The 17,342-nt window shown below is 70.4% G+C and carries 15 protein-coding genes; 6 read left to right on the top strand and 9 right to left on the bottom strand.

The window, feature by feature from the left end; genetic code table 11:
- Nucleotides 1–52: 52 nt before the first annotated feature.
- The 4 genes from AC1DSA_RS18235 (at nucleotide 53) to AC1DSA_RS18220 (ending at nucleotide 6,117) form a co-directional block, all read left to right on the top strand.
- Nucleotides 53–1,081 carry a LysR family transcriptional regulator gene (locus tag AC1DSA_RS18235; RefSeq protein WP_477891750.1) on the top strand — a complete coding sequence of 343 codons (1,029 nt, stop codon included), beginning with the start codon at nucleotides 53–55 and terminating at the stop codon, nucleotides 1,079–1,081.
- Nucleotides 1,082–1,187: 106 nt separating this feature from the next.
- Nucleotides 1,188–4,058, top strand: a complete 2,871-nt coding sequence (locus tag AC1DSA_RS18230) for a GAF domain-containing protein (RefSeq protein WP_477891748.1) — start codon at nucleotides 1,188–1,190, stop codon at nucleotides 4,056–4,058.
- Nucleotides 4,059–4,145: 87 nt separating this feature from the next.
- Entirely contained in the window at nucleotides 4,146–5,540 is a 1,395-nt protein-coding gene (locus AC1DSA_RS18225; RefSeq protein WP_477891746.1) for a sigma-54-dependent transcriptional regulator, read from the top strand.
- Between the two features lie 238 nt (nucleotides 5,541–5,778).
- The gene (locus AC1DSA_RS18220) at nucleotides 5,779–6,117 is read left to right on the top strand and encodes a hypothetical protein (RefSeq protein ID WP_477891744.1); all 339 of its coding nucleotides are present in this window, start codon (nucleotides 5,779–5,781) and stop codon (nucleotides 6,115–6,117) included.
- 69 nt (nucleotides 6,118–6,186) lie between these two features.
- Here AC1DSA_RS18220 and AC1DSA_RS18215 read toward each other — a convergent pair whose 3' ends face one another.
- From AC1DSA_RS18215 to AC1DSA_RS18185, 7 genes are all read right to left on the bottom strand, one after another.
- Nucleotides 6,187–7,302: a TAXI family TRAP transporter solute-binding subunit gene (locus AC1DSA_RS18215; protein ID WP_477891742.1), complete on the bottom strand. Its 1,116-nt coding sequence runs from the start codon at nucleotides 7,300–7,302 to the stop codon at nucleotides 6,187–6,189.
- A gap of 28 nt (nucleotides 7,303–7,330) precedes the next feature.
- A complete protein-coding gene (locus tag AC1DSA_RS18210) occupies nucleotides 7,331–8,158 on the bottom strand; it encodes a hypothetical protein (RefSeq protein WP_477891740.1) in 828 nt (275 codons plus the stop codon).
- 3 nt (nucleotides 8,159–8,161) lie between these two features.
- Nucleotides 8,162–9,643: a hypothetical protein gene (locus tag AC1DSA_RS18205; protein WP_477891738.1), complete on the bottom strand. Its 1,482-nt coding sequence runs from the start codon at nucleotides 9,641–9,643 to the stop codon at nucleotides 8,162–8,164.
- Between the two features lie 265 nt (nucleotides 9,644–9,908).
- Nucleotides 9,909–11,141 (bottom strand): D-alanyl-D-alanine carboxypeptidase family protein, encoded by a 1,233-nt coding sequence (locus AC1DSA_RS18200; protein WP_477891736.1) that lies wholly within the window; start codon nucleotides 11,139–11,141, stop codon nucleotides 9,909–9,911.
- Between the two features lie 112 nt (nucleotides 11,142–11,253).
- On the bottom strand, nucleotides 11,254–12,174 hold the full coding sequence (locus AC1DSA_RS18195) for a patatin-like phospholipase family protein (protein WP_477891734.1): 921 nt from the start codon (nucleotides 12,172–12,174) through the stop codon (nucleotides 11,254–11,256).
- 12 nt (nucleotides 12,175–12,186) lie between these two features.
- On the bottom strand, nucleotides 12,187–12,909 hold the full coding sequence (locus tag AC1DSA_RS18190) for a ferredoxin--NADP reductase (protein WP_477891732.1): 723 nt from the start codon (nucleotides 12,907–12,909) through the stop codon (nucleotides 12,187–12,189).
- A gap of 153 nt (nucleotides 12,910–13,062) precedes the next feature.
- Nucleotides 13,063–14,631, bottom strand: a complete 1,569-nt coding sequence (locus tag AC1DSA_RS18185; protein ID WP_477891730.1) for a cation:proton antiporter — start codon at nucleotides 14,629–14,631, stop codon at nucleotides 13,063–13,065.
- A gap of 172 nt (nucleotides 14,632–14,803) precedes the next feature.
- Here AC1DSA_RS18185 and AC1DSA_RS18180 point away from each other — a divergent pair, with 172 nt between their 5' ends.
- Both AC1DSA_RS18180 and AC1DSA_RS18175 read left to right on the top strand, forming a co-directional pair.
- Nucleotides 14,804–15,190 carry a hypothetical protein gene (locus AC1DSA_RS18180; protein ID WP_477891728.1) on the top strand — a complete coding sequence of 129 codons (387 nt, stop codon included), beginning with the start codon at nucleotides 14,804–14,806 and terminating at the stop codon, nucleotides 15,188–15,190.
- On the top strand, nucleotides 15,187–16,146 hold the full coding sequence (locus AC1DSA_RS18175) for a threo-3-hydroxy-L-aspartate ammonia-lyase (RefSeq protein WP_477891726.1): 960 nt from the start codon (nucleotides 15,187–15,189) through the stop codon (nucleotides 16,144–16,146). Before AC1DSA_RS18180 ends, AC1DSA_RS18175 begins: the two co-directional genes overlap by 4 nt.
- Before the next feature lie 25 nt (nucleotides 16,147–16,171).
- Here the strand turns inward: AC1DSA_RS18175 and AC1DSA_RS18170 are convergent, their stop codons facing one another.
- Both AC1DSA_RS18170 and AC1DSA_RS18165 read right to left on the bottom strand, forming a co-directional pair.
- Nucleotides 16,172–16,972, bottom strand: a complete 801-nt coding sequence (locus AC1DSA_RS18170) for a hypothetical protein (protein ID WP_477891724.1) — start codon at nucleotides 16,970–16,972, stop codon at nucleotides 16,172–16,174.
- A gap of 4 nt (nucleotides 16,973–16,976) precedes the next feature.
- Nucleotides 16,977–17,198: a hypothetical protein gene (locus AC1DSA_RS18165; protein ID WP_477891722.1), complete on the bottom strand. Its 222-nt coding sequence runs from the start codon at nucleotides 17,196–17,198 to the stop codon at nucleotides 16,977–16,979.
- Nucleotides 17,199–17,342 lie beyond the last annotated feature (144 nt).

The raw sequence follows: 17,342 nt of genomic DNA, 5'->3' as shown, positions 1-17,342 counted from the left end.
ATCGCCGCAGGTGGACTAGATTGGCGCTTCCTCCCGTCTTCGCCGTCCGATCATGTTGGCTGCGCCCTCCGATGTCGTTCTCGAGCGCGTTCTCGCCCACTGCTCGCTGCGGCACGTGCAGGGGCTGATCCTGCTCGCGGAAACCGGCAGCGTGCACCTGACCGCGCAAGCGATCGGCATTGCGCACTCGTCCCTGGAGCAGGTGCTCACGCAGCTCCATGAAATGTTCGAGACCGAGCTGTTCAGGCGGGAGGGCGACGCGCTCCAACCCACGCCGGCCTGCGTTGCGCTGCTGCCGCATGCACGCGAGGTGCTCCGTGCGGTGGCGGGAGGCGCTTGCGCCGTGGTGGCGCGGTCCCGCGGCGACAAGTTGCTGGTTCGGGTGCTCGCCTCCAGCACGGCCGCCTGCCAGTTGCTCGCGCGCGCGGTGCCTGGCTTCCAGGCCTGCTATGGACGCATCGAGGTGCAGTGGGGCGAGAGCGCCGATGCCGGCTGCGCCATCGAGCGCGGGGAGGTCGACCTGGTGATGGGCTCGCGGCCTCCGGTGCTCCCGGACGGGTGGGATCTGCGTGAACTTCTCACGGAACGTTTTGCCGTCGTGTGTGCGCCGGCCCATCCGCTCGCCTCGCTGTCGAAGGCGGGCTGGGGCGAGCTGTCGCGGCAGCCCTGGTTGCTGCCGGAGACGGGATCGCCCGCGCGCCGGCGCTTCGACGCCTTGCTGGCGCAACGAGGCATCCGGCGGGTCGATTTCTGCGTCGTGAACAGCGCGGACGACCTGGCGGACTGGCTCCTGCGGGATCCCGAAGTCGTGGCCTTCGCGCCCACGGATCTCCTGCTGCACCTGCTGGTCGCGGGCGAGCTGGTGCGACTGCGGGCAGAAGGCGTGGGCTGCAGCGCCATCAGCCTGCTGCACGCGCGCTGCGCCGGCGCGGCGACCCGACGCTTCGCCGATTTCCTCCAGCACTTCGCGGCCTTGCCGCAAGGCCAGCCTGAGTGGACCGGCTTGATGGAATCCCCCGGGAAGGCACGCAGGGTCAGCGCGGTCCTCCCGTTGCCGGAACCGCGCCCCGCGCCGCTGTAGCCCCTGCAATTCTCGGCGGAGGGGGACCGTCCGTGCCATCAGGCTGGACGCCTGCACCCTGCCGGCGCCAGAATTCGCGTTCCATGCCACTCCGGGGGCTGCGCCCGTGCAAGAGCTGGATTCCTGCCGCGCCGAACTGGCCCGCCTGCGCGAGGCGCAGGCCGCCTCGCGCGAGATCCTGGCGCGGATCGCGCGCGTACAGGACGACGCGCAACCGGTGTTCGAACGCATCGCCCTGGCCGCGCTGCGCGTGTGCAATGCCACGCAGGCCAACCTCATCACGTTCGACGGGCGCCTGGTGCACCTGGTGGCCCAGGCGCACGCCCGTCCGGCCGACCCTGCCGAGCCCGATGTCCGCGAGACGGTCCGATCCATGTTCCCGCGCCCGCCCGGGCCCGAACTGGCCATGACCCGCGCCGTGCAGACGGGCCGCCGGGTGGTCGTTCCCGACGTGCACTCCGACCCCGACTTCTCTCCGGAGGTCGCCCGGGTGAGTGCGGCATTCAGCGTGATCGGCATCCCCATGCTGCGGGGTGGCGTGCCGATCGGAGCGCTGGGGGTCGGGCGTTCCACGGCGGGGCCGTTCCCGGACGAGCAGGTCGCCCTGCTGGAGACCTTCGTGGAGCAGGCGACCATCGCCATCGAGAACGCGCGCCTGTTCAGGGAGACCCGCGAAGCACTCGAGCACCTGACGGCGACCAGCGATGTCCTGCGGGTCATCAGCGGCTCCATGGCCGATGCGACGCCGGTGTTCGAGAACATCCTCGACACCTGCGGCCGGCTGTTCGGCGCTGCCGACCTGGCCATCTTCCTCGTCGGTGAGGAGGGCATGCTGAAACTCGCCGCCTGCCGCGGCGGCTTCGCGCAGTGGGCGCCGCGGACCTATCCGCGGCCCCTGGCCGGTTCGATGAGCGAGATGGCGATCGCCCATGGCGCGCCCTTGCACTGGGCCGACCTGCAGCACGGCTCCGGCATTCCCGGGTACATCCGGGAGGCCGTGGGCGGCGGGGACAACCTGTCGGTGGCCGTGGCCCCGCTGCTGTGGGAAGGCCGGGGCATCGGCACCATCGACGTCATGCGGCGGCCGGCGCGGGCGTACTCCGGCAAGGAACTCGCCCTGCTGGCGACCTTCGCGGAACAGGCCGTGATCGCCATCCAGAACGCCCGCGTGTTGAACGAAACGCGCGAGGCGCTCGAGCAGCAGCGCATCTCGAGCGAAGTGCTGGCCACGATCAGCGGCTCGGTGTCCGACGCCGGCCCGGCCTTCGACAAGATCCTGGAAAGCTGCAGGCACCTGTTCGGCAGCGACGAGACGGCCATCCTGCTGGTGGACGACCAGGAGCAGGTGACGCTGGGCGCCTACGTCGGCAAGCTGCGCGAGGAGGTGGCTGCCACGTTCCCGGCTCCGCTGGAGAAGACGCCGATCGCCCCGGCGATCCGGGGACGGCGCGTGGTCCATTACCGCGACATCGTCAACGACGCCGGCGTCACGCGAACCGTCCGCAACGTGGCAAGGCTGGCCGGCTACCGCTCGATGGCTTACGCACCGATGATCTGGGACGAGCGCGGCATCGGCGCGGTCGGCGTCTCGCGCACGCGTGAAGGCGGCTTCACGGGCAAGGAACTGTCGATCCTGCAGACCTTCGCCGACCAGGCCGTCATCGCCATCCAGAACGCGCGCCTGTTCACGGAGCTCGCGCAGCGCAACCGCGAAGTGTCGGCGGCCCTGGAGCAGCAGACCGCGACCAGCGAGATCCTGCGGGTGATCTCGCGCTCGCCGACCGACGTGCAGCCGGTCTTCGAAGCGATCGCGCGCGCGGCGCTGGCGCTGTGCCGGGCGGTGTCGGCCAACGTGCTGACCTTCGACGGCCAGCTGCTCCACCTCGGCGCGCGCGCGTCGGCCGTGCCCGATACGGGCCGGGTGTTCCAGGTCTTTCCCCGCCCCGCCAGCACCGACACCGTCGCGGGCCGGGCCGTGCGCACGCGGCGCGTGTCCGTGATCCCGGATGTCGCCGACGATCCCGACTACACCGCACCTGCGCTCCAGCTGGCCGAACTCACCGGCGCGCGCAGCTTCCTGGGTGTGCCCCTGCTGCGCGAGGGCAGCCCGATCGGCGCGATCGCCGTCGGCAGGCCGGAGGCGGGGCCCATTCCCGAGCAGCAGCTCGCCGTGCTGCAGACCTTCGCCGACCAGGCCGTGATCGCGATCGAGAACGTGCGCCTGTTTAACGCACTGCGCGACAAGGGCGCGCAGCTGGAACTGGCGAGCCGCCACAAGTCCCAGTTCCTCGCCAACATGTCGCACGAGCTGCGCACGCCGCTGAACGCGATCATCGGCTTCACCCGCATCGTGATGCGGCGGGCCGGGGGCGAGCTCGATCCCAGGCAGTACGAGAACCTGGAAAAGATCCTTGCGAGCGGCCAGCACCTGCTGGCCCTCATCAACGCGCTGCTCGACCTGTCGAAGATCGAGGCCGGCCACGTCGAAGTGCGGGCCCGGGAGATCGCGCTGGGACCCGTGCTCGAACAGTGCCTGCTGACCGTCGAACCGCTGGTGCGCAGCGACGCGGTGGCGCTGGCCGCCGACATCGACCCGGCGCTGCCGCACGTCCTGGCCGACGAGGAGAAGCTGCGCCAGATCGTTCTCAACCTCCTCGGCAATGCCGTCAAGTTCACCGAGCGCGGCAGCGTGCGGCTGCGCGCCAGTGCCGCGAATGGGGCGCTGACGGTTGCCGTCGCGGATACCGGCATCGGCATCCCGCCCGACAAGCTCGACCTGGTGTTCGAGGAGTTCGAGCAGGCCGATGCGGGCAGCACCCGCCAGTACGGCGGCACCGGCCTGGGTCTGGCCATCGCGCGCCGGCTGGCCCGCCTGATGGGAGGGGACATCGCCGCGCAGAGTTCGCTGGGCAATGGGTCGACGTTCACGCTGGTCCTGCCGCTGCGCTACCGCCCCGCGGCCGGGGCGGCGCCATGAAGGAACGGGCCCGTGCCTGCGGCTGCGACGGCTTCCTCACCAAGCCGATCGACGAGGCCCTGCTGTTCCAGAGGCTGGCGAGGCACCTTGGAACGTGAGACCGCCACCGTGCTGGCGGTCGACGACGAGCCGCTGAACACCGACCTGCTCGAACAGGAGCTGGGCGATGCCGGCTACCGCGTGCTGTGCGCCCGTGGCGGCGACGAGGCACTGCGCATGGCGGTCGCGGAGCAACCCGACCTCGTGCTGCTCGACGTCCTCATGCCCGGCGTGGACGGTTACGAGACCTGCCGAAGGCTCAAGGCCCACGACCTGACGCGCGCGATCCCGGTGATCTTCCTGACCGCCCTGTCCGGCACCTTCGACAAGGTGCGCGCGTTCGGCGTCGGAGCGGTCGATTACGTGAGCAAACCCTTCGAATCGGCGGAGCTGCTGGCCCGCGTGGGCGTGCATGTCGCGCTGCGGCGCGAGATCGAGTCGCACCGCCGTTCGAAGGCGACCATCCGGGCCCTCGTCGAGGAGGACCGGTCCGCCGTCGACGCGATCGTCGGCACGTCGCCCGCGGTGCAGCGGCTGCGCGAGCAGATCGCGCTGGTGGCCGCCACCGACAGCACCGTGCTGATCCAGGGCGAGACCGGAACCGGCAAGGAGCTGGTGGCGCGCGCCATCCACGCGCAGGGCGCGCGCCGCAGCCGTCCACTGATCCGGCTGAACTGCGCGGCGCTGCCGCGCGAGCTGGTGGAAAGCGAACTGTTCGGGCACGAGAAAGGCGCGTTCACCGGCGCCTTGCAGCAGCGCCGCGGACGCTTCGAGCTGGCCGACGGAGGCACCCTGCTGCTCGACGAGGTGGGCGAGATGCCGCTGGAGAGCCAGGCCAAGCTGCTGCGCGTGCTGCAGGAGCGCGAATTCGAACGCGTCGGTGGCAGCCGCGCCGTGCGGGTGGACGTGCGCGTGATGGCAGCCACCAACCGCGACCTGGCCGCCGAGGTGGCGGCCGGGCGCTTCCGCGCCGACCTGTTCTACCGGCTCAACGTGTTCCCGCTCCTGGTACCGCCGCTGCGGGAGCGGCCGGGTGACGTCGGGCCGCTGATCGCCCATTTCTGCGAGCGGCTGGCGCGGCGGCTCGGCCGGTCGCCGCAGGGCGTGGCGCCGGCTTTCATCGAGCGCGCGCGCACCCGCGGCTGGCCGGGCAACATCCGCGAGCTGGAGAACCTGGTCGAGCGGGCCCTGATCGTCTGGCGCGCAGGGCCGCTCGACGGCAGCGAACTGCTTCCTGCCGCCGTAGGGCTGTCCGGCCACGAGCCCGTCGTCCCGCAGGCCGAGTTGCGGCTGGAATCCGTGGAGCGCGCCCACATCCTGCGCGTGCTGGAAACGGTGGGCTGGCGCATCGAAGGCGAGCAAGGCGCGGCAGCGCGGCTCGGGCTGCACGCGAGCACCCTGCGCGGACGCATGCGCACGCTCGGCATCCGCAGGGGCTCCTGAACGCCGGTCGCCGGCGTCCGGCCGTCGCATGCGGCGGCCGCCACGGCCCAAGACGGCCGCTGATGGCGGCGCAAGCTCGCAACTGCTTGTTTTGGAAGGAATCCTTCGCTGCGGGATGGCTGGCATGGTCCATGCGCTGATGCCCTTGCCGGGCGCTCTTTCGGCATGCCCGGTGCCAAAGGAGAACATCGTGCCCCTCCATTGCCTGCTTGCAGTCCTCCCGCATTCAATCGGGCTCGTGCGCACCCTGTGCGTGGCCGGCATCGCATCGGCCGCCGTGCTGCTGGTCGCATTCGCACGCGAAGAACCGGACGTCGCTCCACCCACCTTCGCCGCCACCTGGAACGGAGTGGAACGCGCCACGCCTGCCGAGCTGGAGTCGGCCTACCTCGACTGCGACCGGATGGCGATGACCACGCTGCTCGACTTCGGGACGGCGGCCCAGTGCTCGGTGGTCTACGAGAAGTTCAAGGAGCGGGTGTTCGGCGGCGACTTCAACCGCTTGCTGGCGTGGCACCAGCAGCTGCGCAAGGCGGGTGCGCCCGGCGATGCAACGGAACCTGGGCAAATGGACTGAAGGGCGGCGGCTGCGCCCAGGCCGCGGGCGCCGACCCGGGTTCGAGCGCCGGCCGCGGGTCGGAGTGGATCAGCGGCACAGCCCCGCGAATCGGTCCTGCGGCTTGCATGCGCTCGGCGGGGGTGCAGCGGCTTCCTGCGACTGGCAACGGCTGAGGCGTTCCTTCGCCCGCGTCGAGTACTGCCAGCCCGTGCTGAGCGCAGGCAGGGGCCCGCCCGGCTTCCACGTCAGGGCTTTCCATTTCGGGTGCCCCTTGGCCTGGAGCTCGTCGAACTTCTCGCAGAAGCGGTCCGCCAGCACGGTCACGAACTTCTTGCGGTCCGCGTCGATGAAGTTGGCGGTGATCAGGTACGAGTCCACGGACAGCGAGGGCTGGCTCGCCTCCGCGATGTTCAGCAAGGGGTAGCTCGCCTTCTGGATGTCGGCCTTGCGGTATTCCTGCACCAGCTTTGCGGACGTGGGGTGGTTGGGATCGAACTTCAGGAGCTTCAGGTTGTCCGGGATGTTGGCGGCCAGCAGCTTGAGCGGCTGGCCGCCCACCAGGACGATCACGTCCATCTTGGGGAAATCCTTGTAGAAGTCGGGATCGCCCAGCACCATCAAGGCCGAGCGCCGTGTCTTCGTTCCTTCGTCGTCCCCGGTCACGGTGGGATTGAGGAAGGGCGCCACGATCTTCGGCCGCTCGTTGAACATCTTGCTGTAGATGTTCAGGGCGGTGAGATAGGTGCCGCTTTTCTCGGCATCCATCCAGATGCGTGCGCCCCGGATCTGGTGGATGTATTCGAGCGGGCTGTCCTTCTTCACGAGGAAGTGGATCTCCTCCCGGTACAGCGGCATGAACACGCGCAGGTTCGCGAGCAGCTGCGCATACTGCCGCCGCGTTTCGCGCGGCACCTGCGGGTTGTCGCGCAGGTAGACGAAGGCCGCATAGACGTCGGACTGCACGATGGCCAGGCTCACGCCCTTGGTCTGGCTGAGTGCTTCCACGTTGGCCCAGGACCCCTTCGACTCCCGCACCTCCAGCGTTGGCACGACGATGTCCTTGAGGTTGTTGCCGATCTGGTAGTAGGTGCCGGTCTTGCCGCCCGTGACGATGATTTCGGCCGAGGCCGCAGCGGCGAGCAGGCCGGCCAGCACCAGCACTTTCGCCATCCAGCCCAGCCAGGCCCCGACCGCACGTTTCATTTCATGCATGGCATCTCCCGTGTCCGTGTCATTGCGCATTGCACAGGCCCGCCGCCTCGTTGGCAGTGGAGCAGAGCGATCGGTTGCGGGCGGGCGGCGCCGGTGCCGCCTGCTGCATTGGTGCTGCCTGCTGCGTCGGTCCCGCTTGCTGCGTTGGTGCCGCCTGCTGCGTCGGTCCCGCTTGCTGCATCGGTGTTGCCGGCCGTACCGGCTGCACCGGCTGCACCGGCGGCTCGATGGCGGCGCGCGGCACGGCCGGCGTGGACGCGGCCCCGCCGGCGCCCGCCTCGGACGTGCCGCCGCGTACAGCGTCGCCGCCCGGCGCACCCATCGCAGCGGGCGGCGGGGGTCTGTCGCTGTCCGGTCCGGCGAGCCTGGCGACCGCCAGCACGAAGGTCGCGAGGACTGCCGCCAGGGCGAGCGGTTTCGCCCAGGTCTTCCGGCCGGTGCCAGGCCGTTCGGCGTCCGCACCTGCCGGCGCACCGAACAGGCGCGTCGTGGCTTCACGCAGGCTGCCGGCCAGGGAACGCTCCCTGCCGGCATACGAGGGCGTCTGGGCAGCGCTGGAACCTGCGTCACCCGCCAGCCCGCGCGAGGGAGCGTGAAACGACTCGGAGTCGGCCTCCGGCCGCGCATACGGGACGGTCGCGACGGGGGCGGTTGCCGATGGATGCCCGCAATACGGGCAGTAGGCCACTTCGCCGAACCATGCCTGGCCGCAAAAGCCGCAGTGGGCCGTGGCGCGGCGGAATCCAGCGGCGTCCGCTTGCGCGGGGAGGGGCGTGCCGGCACGGGTGCGTGCCTGCGGGCCGGGAGGCACGGGGAACGGCTCGCGTCGCGGTGTTGGAACGCTCATCACCTACAGCCCCAGTTTCCAGCCCAGCGCCTGCGCCAGGTCGGGATGATGCACCCAGAGATGCCCGTCGTGGACGAACAGCAGCGCAGCCCACGGCCGCTTCACCGCGATCGCCCCGAACGACACCGCAGGGCGGCCCTGCACCTCGACCTGCAGGATGGCGCGGGTTGGCTCGTTGCCGCCCTGCATCAGCGCAAGCACCCCGTGGGGCGCATTCATCCGGAGACCGACCACGGCGCCATCGTGCGCCGATTCGAGCAGGGGCACCACGATCTCCGCGGACGCGTCATCCGCCGCCTGCGCCCCTCGCCACGGGTCTTCCTGGATGCGCGACATGCCGCGGTAGCACACACGTCCCGTGCACAGGCCCAGCGTGTCCAGCGGCGCGGTCTCGGGTGACGGCCCCGCCATCCGCACGTAGAGGAAGCGCTCATCGTCCACCCTGCGGCACAACTGCCAGAAGGTGCCGTCGTGCTGCATGTAGGGGCAGCCCATCGTCAAGATGGGCTTGACCTGCTCGGGCCACGCGATCCAGTCGGCCTGCGTCTCGCCCTGGGCGTCCAGTCGCAGCACCAGCTGTCCCTGGTCGCAGGGCCAGGTCACGTGCAGGTCATTGAACACGGGGGCTTCGAAACCGTGAAGCGGCACGGGTGCCTGCGTCGGCAACACGATGTGCATGTGCCCGGCCGCCTGGTGCGGCTTGCCCACCAGGTGCACCGTGTCTCCCTTGCCCAGCATGGGCATCCAGATCTCGCCGGCCCACGCCACGGGACCGCCGAGCGCGGGACCTTCCCCGGCGTACTCGATCGCGTACCGCAGCCCGAACACGCTCGGCGTCAGTACCGCCAGCCCCGTCGCGGACGGGCAATAGGCCGTGGCATGGCCATGGGCATGGACCAGTTCCATGCGCCAGCCCCGCGGGTTGCGCAGCCGCTGCGCCCAGCTGGTGCCCGTCGTGCACTCCAGCGGCATCCACTGCTGCGATTCCGGCAGCAGCACCAGGAGCTTGCCCTGCTCGGGCTCGACAGCGATCAAGGTCGGGCACGCGACGTCGAACCGGTCCACGACGAACCGGTACGGCCCCCGAGGCAACGGCGGCAGGGTGCGGTCCGGATGGCCGCTGGCCGAATGTTCGTGCGCACGCGCCAGCGACAAGGACACGGGGGTTCGCCTCAAGCCCCGGGCCAGCCGCTCCGTACCGAGCACGGCGGATTCGCCGAAGGGCGGCACCCAGGACGACTCGAGCGTGGGGATCGTGGCGCGCAGCGGGGCGCCGGTGTGCAGCGAATACTTGAAGTCCGGGGGAAACCAGGCGCCGCTGCTGGGATCGTGGCGCGCTTCGATCAAGCGCGCGACGTCGGCTGCGGGGACGCTGGCTGCGACCACGGAACCAGCCCGGGTCGCGACGAGGCGCCATTCCTCGGACACCCGGTCGCGCAACCATGTCCCGGAACCCAGCTGCCACCGCTCGGTCTGCTCTTCCACTGCTCGCCTCCTAGCGGTCGTCCGGCTCACCAACCGCCGGTCGCGAAAGCCATTGGACGCGCCAGACGCTGGAAATGAACCGGACAAACCCTATCCCGGAGGCGATCACGCGGGATCGCCGCAAAGGCAGCTCAGCAGCTCGGCTGCTCAGCTGATCGTTGCCGAGTTGCCGATGCCGAGTTGCCGAGTTGCCGAGTTGCCGAGTTGCCGAGTTGCTCGGTTGCTCAGTCGCCGAGTCGTGACCGAGCCCGGCCCGGATCCCCGCTCACTTGCCGAACCACTTGGCCACGTGCTGCCACGCGCGCAGCATCAGGCCCGAGCGTTCCACTTCGGCTTGCGCAACGAGCGGTGCTTCTCCCACCGGCTTGCCGTTGGAGGTCGCGACCACCTTGCCGATCACGGCACCCTTGGCCACCGGCGCTTCCAGGTCCGGCTTGACCTGCGCCGATGTCTCCACTTTCTGGCCGCGCGGAACGACCAGCGTCCAGGGCGATCCCAGGCCGGCGGCAACGGAGTCGGCCTTGCCGAAGCTGACCTTGGCCGTCGTGACCACCGTGTTCGGCTGCAGCGGCGTGGCCTGCTCGAAGTTGCCGAAGCCCCAACCGAGCAGCGTGCGCGTCTCGTCGGCGCGCGCCTGGGCGCTGCTGGTGTTGAGGATGACCGTGATGAGGCGCATCCCGTTGCGCTTGGAGGAAGTGACGAGGCAGTAGCCTGCATCCTGGGTGTGGCCCGTCTTCAGTCCGTCCACCGTGGGATCGGTGTAGAGCAGCGCGTTGCGGTTGCCCTGCTTGATGTTGTTGTACTTGAATTCGCGCTCCGCGTAGATCGGGTAGTAGTCGGCGCTGTCGTGGATGATCGCGCGCGCCAGGATGGCGAGGTCGCGCGCGGACGCCTTGTGCGCCGGGTCGGGCAGGCCGGTGGCGTTCACGAAATTCGTGTGCGTCATCCCGAGGCGCTTGGCTTCGGCGTTCATGAGCGCGGCGAACCCCGCTTCGGAGCCGGCCATGTGCTCGGCGATCGCCTTGGACGCGTCGTTGCCCGACTGGATGATGATGCCGCGCAGGAGGTCGATCACCGTGGCCTGGCCATTCAGCGGCAGGTACATGCAGGACTCCGTGCTCGATCCCCGGCACCAGGCGTTCTGGCTGACGGTGACCAGGTCGTCCTTTTTCAGCTTGCCCGAGCGAAGGGCCTGCTCGACCAGGAAGCTCGTCATCATCTTGGTCAGTGACGCGGGCGGCAGCGGTTCGTCGGGGTTGGACGAGGCGAGCACCTGTCCGGAGTCGAAGTCCATGAGCAGCCAGGCCTTGGCGGGCAGCGTCGGCGGGCCGCCGGGAGTCTGACTCGCCGCCGGCGCCGCGGCAGGCGCCGGGGCGGCCTTCTTGTGGGCGGCGGGCTTGGCCCGGTGGGTGGCCGCGAGCGACACCGAGCTGGGAAACAGGGCGCCCGCGGCGATGGCGGACGAGAGGGAAAGGATGAGGAGGCTCTTGGATTTCATGGCGGTCGTGGGGAAGACCGACCATTGTCGCGGATGCGAGAGTCGCGCTATCGGTCGCGTCGGCCTGGGCGTCGAGGCAGTGCCCACGGCGCGCTTGTCGCCGGTCAACGCGTCAGTGATGCGGAACGGCAGCGTGCACCGAAGCGTCGCACCCCTCGGCGGCCGGCGATTCGTCGACGTGCGGGCGCAGCGCGCCGGGAATGCGCTGCTGCCGGAGTCCGCCGTTCTCGAGCCAGTGCCGCGTGCTCTGCGCGGCGCGTTCGATCAGCTCGGGCGCCCGGGTGAAGTCGTAGGCCGAGACCGCCAGTGGGCACAAGGGCGGCACCGTCGCGACCTCGACGCGATCGGCCAGCTGCTCCAGGTCGCGCACCAGCTGGCGCGCCACCAGCAGGTTCAGTGCATGGAACGCACTGGCGAGCGCTCCCGTGGGCGCGGTTCTCAGTGCGCACGCGAAGCCGGTGGGCAGGACGACCAGGCGCGTGCATCCGAGCGCCAGCGCCGCCATCACCGGCGTGTTGGTGGCGACGGCGCCGTCGATGAGGTACTGGTCGCCGATGCGCACGGGCGGAAAGGCGCCCGGAATGGCGCAACTGGCCAGGATGGCTTCGGCGGCGGGTCCCGATGACAGCAGCACCGACGCGCCGGTGAGCAGATCCGTCGCCGCGACGTGCACGGGAATCCGCGTGTCCTGCAGCTGCGGGTGGGCAAGGTGGCGGGCAATGAGGCCGCGCAGGCCGCTCGGGTCGACCAGCGACGCCGATCCCATGAAGACGCCGAACAGGTGGCGCGGCGACAGCGGAAATATGTCGCTGCGCCGCAGCCCGCACCAGACCGCCTCCAGCCGCGCCACGCCGGCGGGCGTGGGATCGCTGCAGAAGTAGATGCCGTTCAGCGCGCCGACCGAGGCGCCCACCACCAGGTCCGGTACCACGCCGTGCGCCACGAGTTCGCGCAGCATGCCCACCTGGATGGCGCCGAAGCTGCCGCCGCCGGCCAGCACGAAAGCGGTCTTCTCCTGGACGCCGGCTGCCATGGTGCTGCCTCCTCAATAGCCGTGGAATTCCTCGCTGCGGATGTCGTCGCTGTCGACCCCGGCGCGCTCCAGCGTGTCGCGCACGGCGCCGACCATCGCCGGCGGGCCGGCCACGTAGTAGATGGGTTCCGGCAGCTCCGCGCCGATCCGCTTCAGGAGTGCTTCGTCGATCGTGCCGGTTTCACCCCGCCACGGCAAGCGGGACTCCTGCATCCGCGTCATGGTGGCGACCAGGCGGAAGTTGCGGTTCTCCCCTTCCAGCCGCTGCAGTTCGGACAGGAAGGCGGCGTCCTCGGGCCGCCGGTTCGCGTACAGCAGGACCAGGCGCTGCTGCAGCGCGTCGTGCGCGGCGTGCCGCAGCATGCTCATGAAAGGCGTGATGCCGATGCCGCCGGCAATGAAGACGGCAGCGCGTCCCAGCTTGTTGTGCAGGGTCAGCGAACCGAACGGGCCGTCGACGCCGGCGGCCGCGCCGACGGGCAGGCTTGCCAGTGCGTTCTTGAACGCGCTGTCCCGCATGCGCGTGGCCACCACCAGTTCGCCCTCGTGCGGCGCGCTGACGATGGAGAACGCGTGGCGCGGCGCCTCCGTGTCGGCGACGGCCGGATCCGGCAGGATCAGGTCGATCGCCTGCCCCGGCCGGAAGCTGAAGCCGGCCGGCTTGTCGAAATGGAAGGCCATCGTGCCGTGGGCGACTTCCTCGCGGCGTTGCAGGTGGACGGTCATGGCGGTCATGAAGCGGCTCCTCGGCCGCCCGGGCGCGTGCGGAATGCGTCGTGGTCGCGGGTGAGGCCTTCCCTGTCATGGATGCCACGGACGAGGAAAGCGTTCCAAGCCCCTGCACCCGACAGGGTGGGCATCCCCGCTGCCCGATCCGGCTGCGGTTGCCTACTCCGTCGCGTCCGCGTTCGCCGCGCGCAGCGGCTCCGACACTTCCATCCAGTCCAGGTCGTTCTCCAGGGTGTGGAAGGCGTCGTCGCCGATGTCGCCGCTGTCGCGCAGTGCCAGCAGCTCCTGCCGCGCGGCGCCCAGCGCGGCGCGGGTCGCGGTCTCGTACTCGGCGCCGAAGGACGCGTGCGGGCCTTCGCTGCGCTGCGGCTGCCCCAGGCGGATCTTCAGGTCCTTGCGCACCAGGTCCACGGCCGGCGAGCCGCCTGCGGGCAGCTGCGCATACGCCGCGGCCAGCATGCGCTGCCGCGCCGCATGCTCCTCGCGCGCGACCGGGTCGTCGTCGCGCAGGTTCAGGACGCGCAGCAGTGCCTTCAGGGTCAGGCCCTGGATCAGCAGGGTGCCCAGCACCACCGAGAACGCCGTCAGCACGATCAGGTCGCGGGCGGGAAAGCCTTCGGGCAGCGCCAAGGCCGCGGCCAGCGTGACGATGCCGCGCATGCCGGCCCACGAGATCACCAGCCCGCTGCCGACGGTGGGCCGCAGCATGGGCCGCGGCGGACGGAAGCCGTAATGCCGGTCGCGCCAGCGGATCGCCGCGTTGAAGGTCATGTGCCAGGCGATGCGCACCAGGATCACCGTGGCCAGCACGGCGGCCGCCACCAGCAGGTACTGCTCGCGCGCCGGCGGCGCCAGCTCCACCAGGATGGGGCGGATCTGCAGGCCGATGAAGATGAAGGCGAAGATGTTCAGCGCGAAGATGGCCGTGGCCCACACCGCGTTGGTGGGAATGCGGATGCGGGCCGGCGTGCGCGCGGGCGCCGTTCGCCCCAGGGTCATGGCGAAGCACACCGTGGTCAGCACGCCGGACAGTCCCACGTGCTCGGCCACCAGCCACACGGTGAACGTGCCCACGAACTGCAGGATGATGGCCGTGGGGATGTGCTGCACGTGGTCCAGCAGTCGCTGCATCAGCCAGCCCAGCGCCGGCCCCGCCACCACGCTGCCCAGCACCGCGAGCAGGAAGGTGGGCGCCACGGCCTGCACCGAGAATCCGCCGGCAGCCACGGCTCCGACGGCCAGGCGGTAGATCAGCAGCGCGCTGGCGTCGTTCAGCAGGCTCTCGCCTTCCAGGATGCCCAGGATGCGCTGCGGCGGATGCAGCGGACGCAGCACCGCGGTGGCCGCCACCGCATCGGGCGGGGCGACGATGGCGCCCAGCGCGATCGCCGCCGCCCAGGGCAGGCCCGGCACGAGCGCGTGGGCGACGGCGGCGACCGCCAGCGTCGTGAGGCCTACCGCGACGACCACCAGGCCGACCAGGGGCGCCCAGTTGTCGCGCAGGTCGCGCAGGGAAGCGTCGTAGCCGGCGTCGACCAGCACCGGCGCCACGAACAGGGCCAGCACCAGTTCCGGCGGCAGGAAGGGACTGGGCGCGCCCGGGAGCAGGGCCAGCAGCGCGCCGCCGATGGCCAGGAACACGGGGTAGGGCGCGCCCACCCGGCGTGCGGCGGCGGCAAGCACCACGGCGGCGGCAAACAGGACAAGGATGTGTTCGAGTCCACGCACGAGGCGGAGTATGGCGGTCCTTTCCCATCCCCTGGGCGACGCCGGTTGGCTCGCCGGATCCAGCCCCGCTGTGCTCATGCGTGAGCCTGCTGCACCGCAATGGCAGCAACCGGCTGGCGTCGGGCGCCGCGCCGGCCTACAGTGGCGTTCCCGCACCAGGAGGAAAGCACCCATGCCGATTCGCATTGCATCATTGACCAAGAGGATCGAGGCCAACGGCCAGGCGCTGCATCGCGCGAAGCAGGCCCGGATGGAGACGGCGGCGGCGGACCAGGCGCCGTCCGCGGCCGAGACCGCCCTGATCGAGGAGCGCCGCCAGCTCAAGGAGGAGCAGGTCAAGCGCAAGGAGCAGGCGCTGCAGCCCAAGCCGACCGCCCTCGACCGGCTGGTGCGCACGCACCATCCCCAGGCCAAGGACAAGCCCAAGGCCAAGGAGGGCGCGCACGACGCCAAGGACACCAAGAAGCCCAAGGCGCGCAAGTCGCGCGCCGAGAAGCATGCGGAGAAGGCCGCGGCGCTGGAGGCCGCTCGCAGGTCGCCGAAGAAGCCGGCGAAGTGAGCCTGCCCAGCTACGAAGAGGTGCAGGCCGCCGCCCGGCGCATCGAAGGCCAGGCCCACAAGACCCCCGTGATCACCTCGCGCACCGTCGACGAGGAGTTGGGTGCGCGGGTGTTCTTCAAGTGCGAGAACCTGCAGCGCATGGGGGCCTTCAAGTTCCGCGGCGCGTTCAACGCGCTTTCGCGCTTCGACGAGCGCCAGCGCAAGGCCGGGGTGGTCGCGTTCTCGTCGGGCAATCATGCGCAGGCGATCGCGCTGTCGGCCCGGATCCTCGGGATCCCGTCCACCATCGTGATGCCGCACGACGCGCCGGCGGCCAAGGTCGCCGCCACCCGGGGCTATGGCGGCCAGGTGGTGAGCTACGACCGCTACACCGAAGACCGTGAGCAGATCGGACGCGACCTGGCCGAGAGGCACGGGCTGACGCTGGTTCCGCCCTACGACCACCCGGACGTGATCGCCGGGCAGGGCACCGCGGCCAAGGAACTGTTCGAGGAAGTCGGGGAGCTCGATGCCTTCTTCGTCTGCCTGGGCGGAGGCGGCCTGCTCGCGGGGTCCGCGCTGGCCACCCGGGCGCTGTCGCCGCGCTGCAAGCTGTATGGCGTCGAGCCGGAGGCGGGCAACGACGGCCAGCAGTCCTTCCGGTCCGGTGCGATCGTCCACATCGACACGCCCCGGACCATCGCGGACGGCGCGCAGACCCAGCACCTGGGACACCTGACCTTTCCCATCATCCGGCGCGACGTCGACGACATCCTGACCGTGTCGGATGCGCAGCTGGTGGAGCGCATGGCGTTCGCGTTCACGCGCATGAAGCTGGTCATCGAGCCGACCGGCTGCCTGGGCTTCGCCGCCGCACTGGCGATGAAGGAACAGCTGAAGGGCCGGCGCGTGGGCATCCTGGTCAGCGGCGGCAACGTCGACCTGGAGCGCTTCTGCAGCCTGGTGGCGACGTGACGGCTACGTGACGCGCCAGGGGGCGCTAGTGCTTGCCCTGGCCGCGCTCGTCGCCCTGGTCGTGGTCCTTCCCGCGGCCGTTGCCGTTGCCGTGCCCTTTCCCTTGGCCCTGGCCTTGCCCTTGTTCGTGCGGTGCGGGCCTGCCGCCGTGCGCGGCCTCGTTCGGGCCGGGGCGGGGGCCTGGCTGCTGCGCATGCGGGGCGGGTCCGCCCTGCTGCACGCGCGGCCCGGGGCCTGGCATCGCCTGCGCCTGCTGGTGTTGCTGCACCACCGCCTCGCGCGGCTGGTAGCTGTAGTGGCGCGTCTGCAGTTCGGGCTGGCGTTGCGGCGGGGGATAGCGTGTTCCCGAGTACTGGCGCTGGTAGGCGGGCAGCGGCGCGGGCGCCGGCGTGAACCTGCGGTCCCACTGGTTCCAGCCGCTGTGGCGGCGATCCCAGTCGTGCCCCCAGTGCTCGCCCCAGCGCGGCGCGTAGGCCGGCTGCCAGCCGTGGAAATAGCGCGGCGGATTGCGGTAGTAGCGCACCGGCACGCGCAGCACGTACACCGGGACGGCATCGGGCGCGACCACCCACCACGGGCCGTTGTACCAGGAGCTCGCGTACCAGTTGTCGCCCTGGAACACCCAGTACATGCCGTCGTAGAAGAAGTAGTTCGAGCCGAGGGACGGCGCGTAGTACACCGGGTAGCCGGGCACGCGCACGAGCTGTGGGTACACCGGCACGTTGATGCCGATGGACAGGCCCGGCGAGGACAGCCCGAAGCTGACCTGCGCGCCGGCCGAGGCCATCGACAGCGCCATCGACAGCAGGACGATCAGTTTGCGCATGGCTTCATTTCCCCTTGGTTCCCAGCAGCAGGAGCGCGCCGCCGATCACCAGTCCCGCGACGCCGGCCCACACCGGAATGTTCACGGTCTTGTTCTCCTTGACCGTCAGTTCGATCGGACCGATCTTCGCCTTCTGCGTGTCCTGCGTGTAGCTGAAGCCGCCGTAGAGCAGGGCGAGCACGCTCGCGACGATGAGCACGATGGCCGTGAGCCGGATGCCGTTCATATGGAATTCCTTGGTGGATCGTGCGCGCGGCAAGAACACCGGCCACGATGGAACAAGGCACAGCCTAGCCCTTCCGGGGGCCGCCATCCGTGCGGTCCCGTACACAACCCGCACCGACGGTGGCGTTACCGCGCCAGAAGGATG

The organism is Ramlibacter sp. P4_H7 (assembly GCF_056400765.1).
Note: the sequence above shows the minus strand (reverse complement) of the source record. Positions and strands in the feature narration are given on the sequence as shown.

Excerpts from the sequence above, each read along its gene's own strand:
- AC1DSA_RS18235 (WP_477891750.1), top strand. The coding sequence starts at position 53 with ATGTTGGCTGCGCCCTCCGATGTCGTTCTCGAGCGCGTTCTCGCCCAC.
- AC1DSA_RS18210 (WP_477891740.1), bottom strand. The coding sequence starts at position 8,158 with ATGAGCGTTCCAACACCGCGACGCGAGCCGTTCCCCGTGCCTCCCGGC.
- AC1DSA_RS18180 (WP_477891728.1), top strand. The coding sequence starts at position 14,804 with ATGCCGATTCGCATTGCATCATTGACCAAGAGGATCGAGGCCAACGGC.
- AC1DSA_RS18190 (WP_477891732.1), bottom strand. The coding sequence starts at position 12,909 with ATGACCGCCATGACCGTCCACCTGCAACGCCGCGAGGAAGTCGCCCAC.
- AC1DSA_RS18195 (WP_477891734.1), bottom strand. The coding sequence starts at position 12,174 with ATGGCAGCCGGCGTCCAGGAGAAGACCGCTTTCGTGCTGGCCGGCGGC.
- AC1DSA_RS18215 (WP_477891742.1), bottom strand. The coding sequence starts at position 7,302 with ATGAAACGTGCGGTCGGGGCCTGGCTGGGCTGGATGGCGAAAGTGCTG.
- AC1DSA_RS18165 (WP_477891722.1), bottom strand. The coding sequence starts at position 17,198 with ATGAACGGCATCCGGCTCACGGCCATCGTGCTCATCGTCGCGAGCGTG.
- AC1DSA_RS18200 (WP_477891736.1), bottom strand. The coding sequence starts at position 11,141 with ATGAAATCCAAGAGCCTCCTCATCCTTTCCCTCTCGTCCGCCATCGCC.
- AC1DSA_RS18170 (WP_477891724.1), bottom strand. The coding sequence starts at position 16,972 with ATGCGCAAACTGATCGTCCTGCTGTCGATGGCGCTGTCGATGGCCTCG.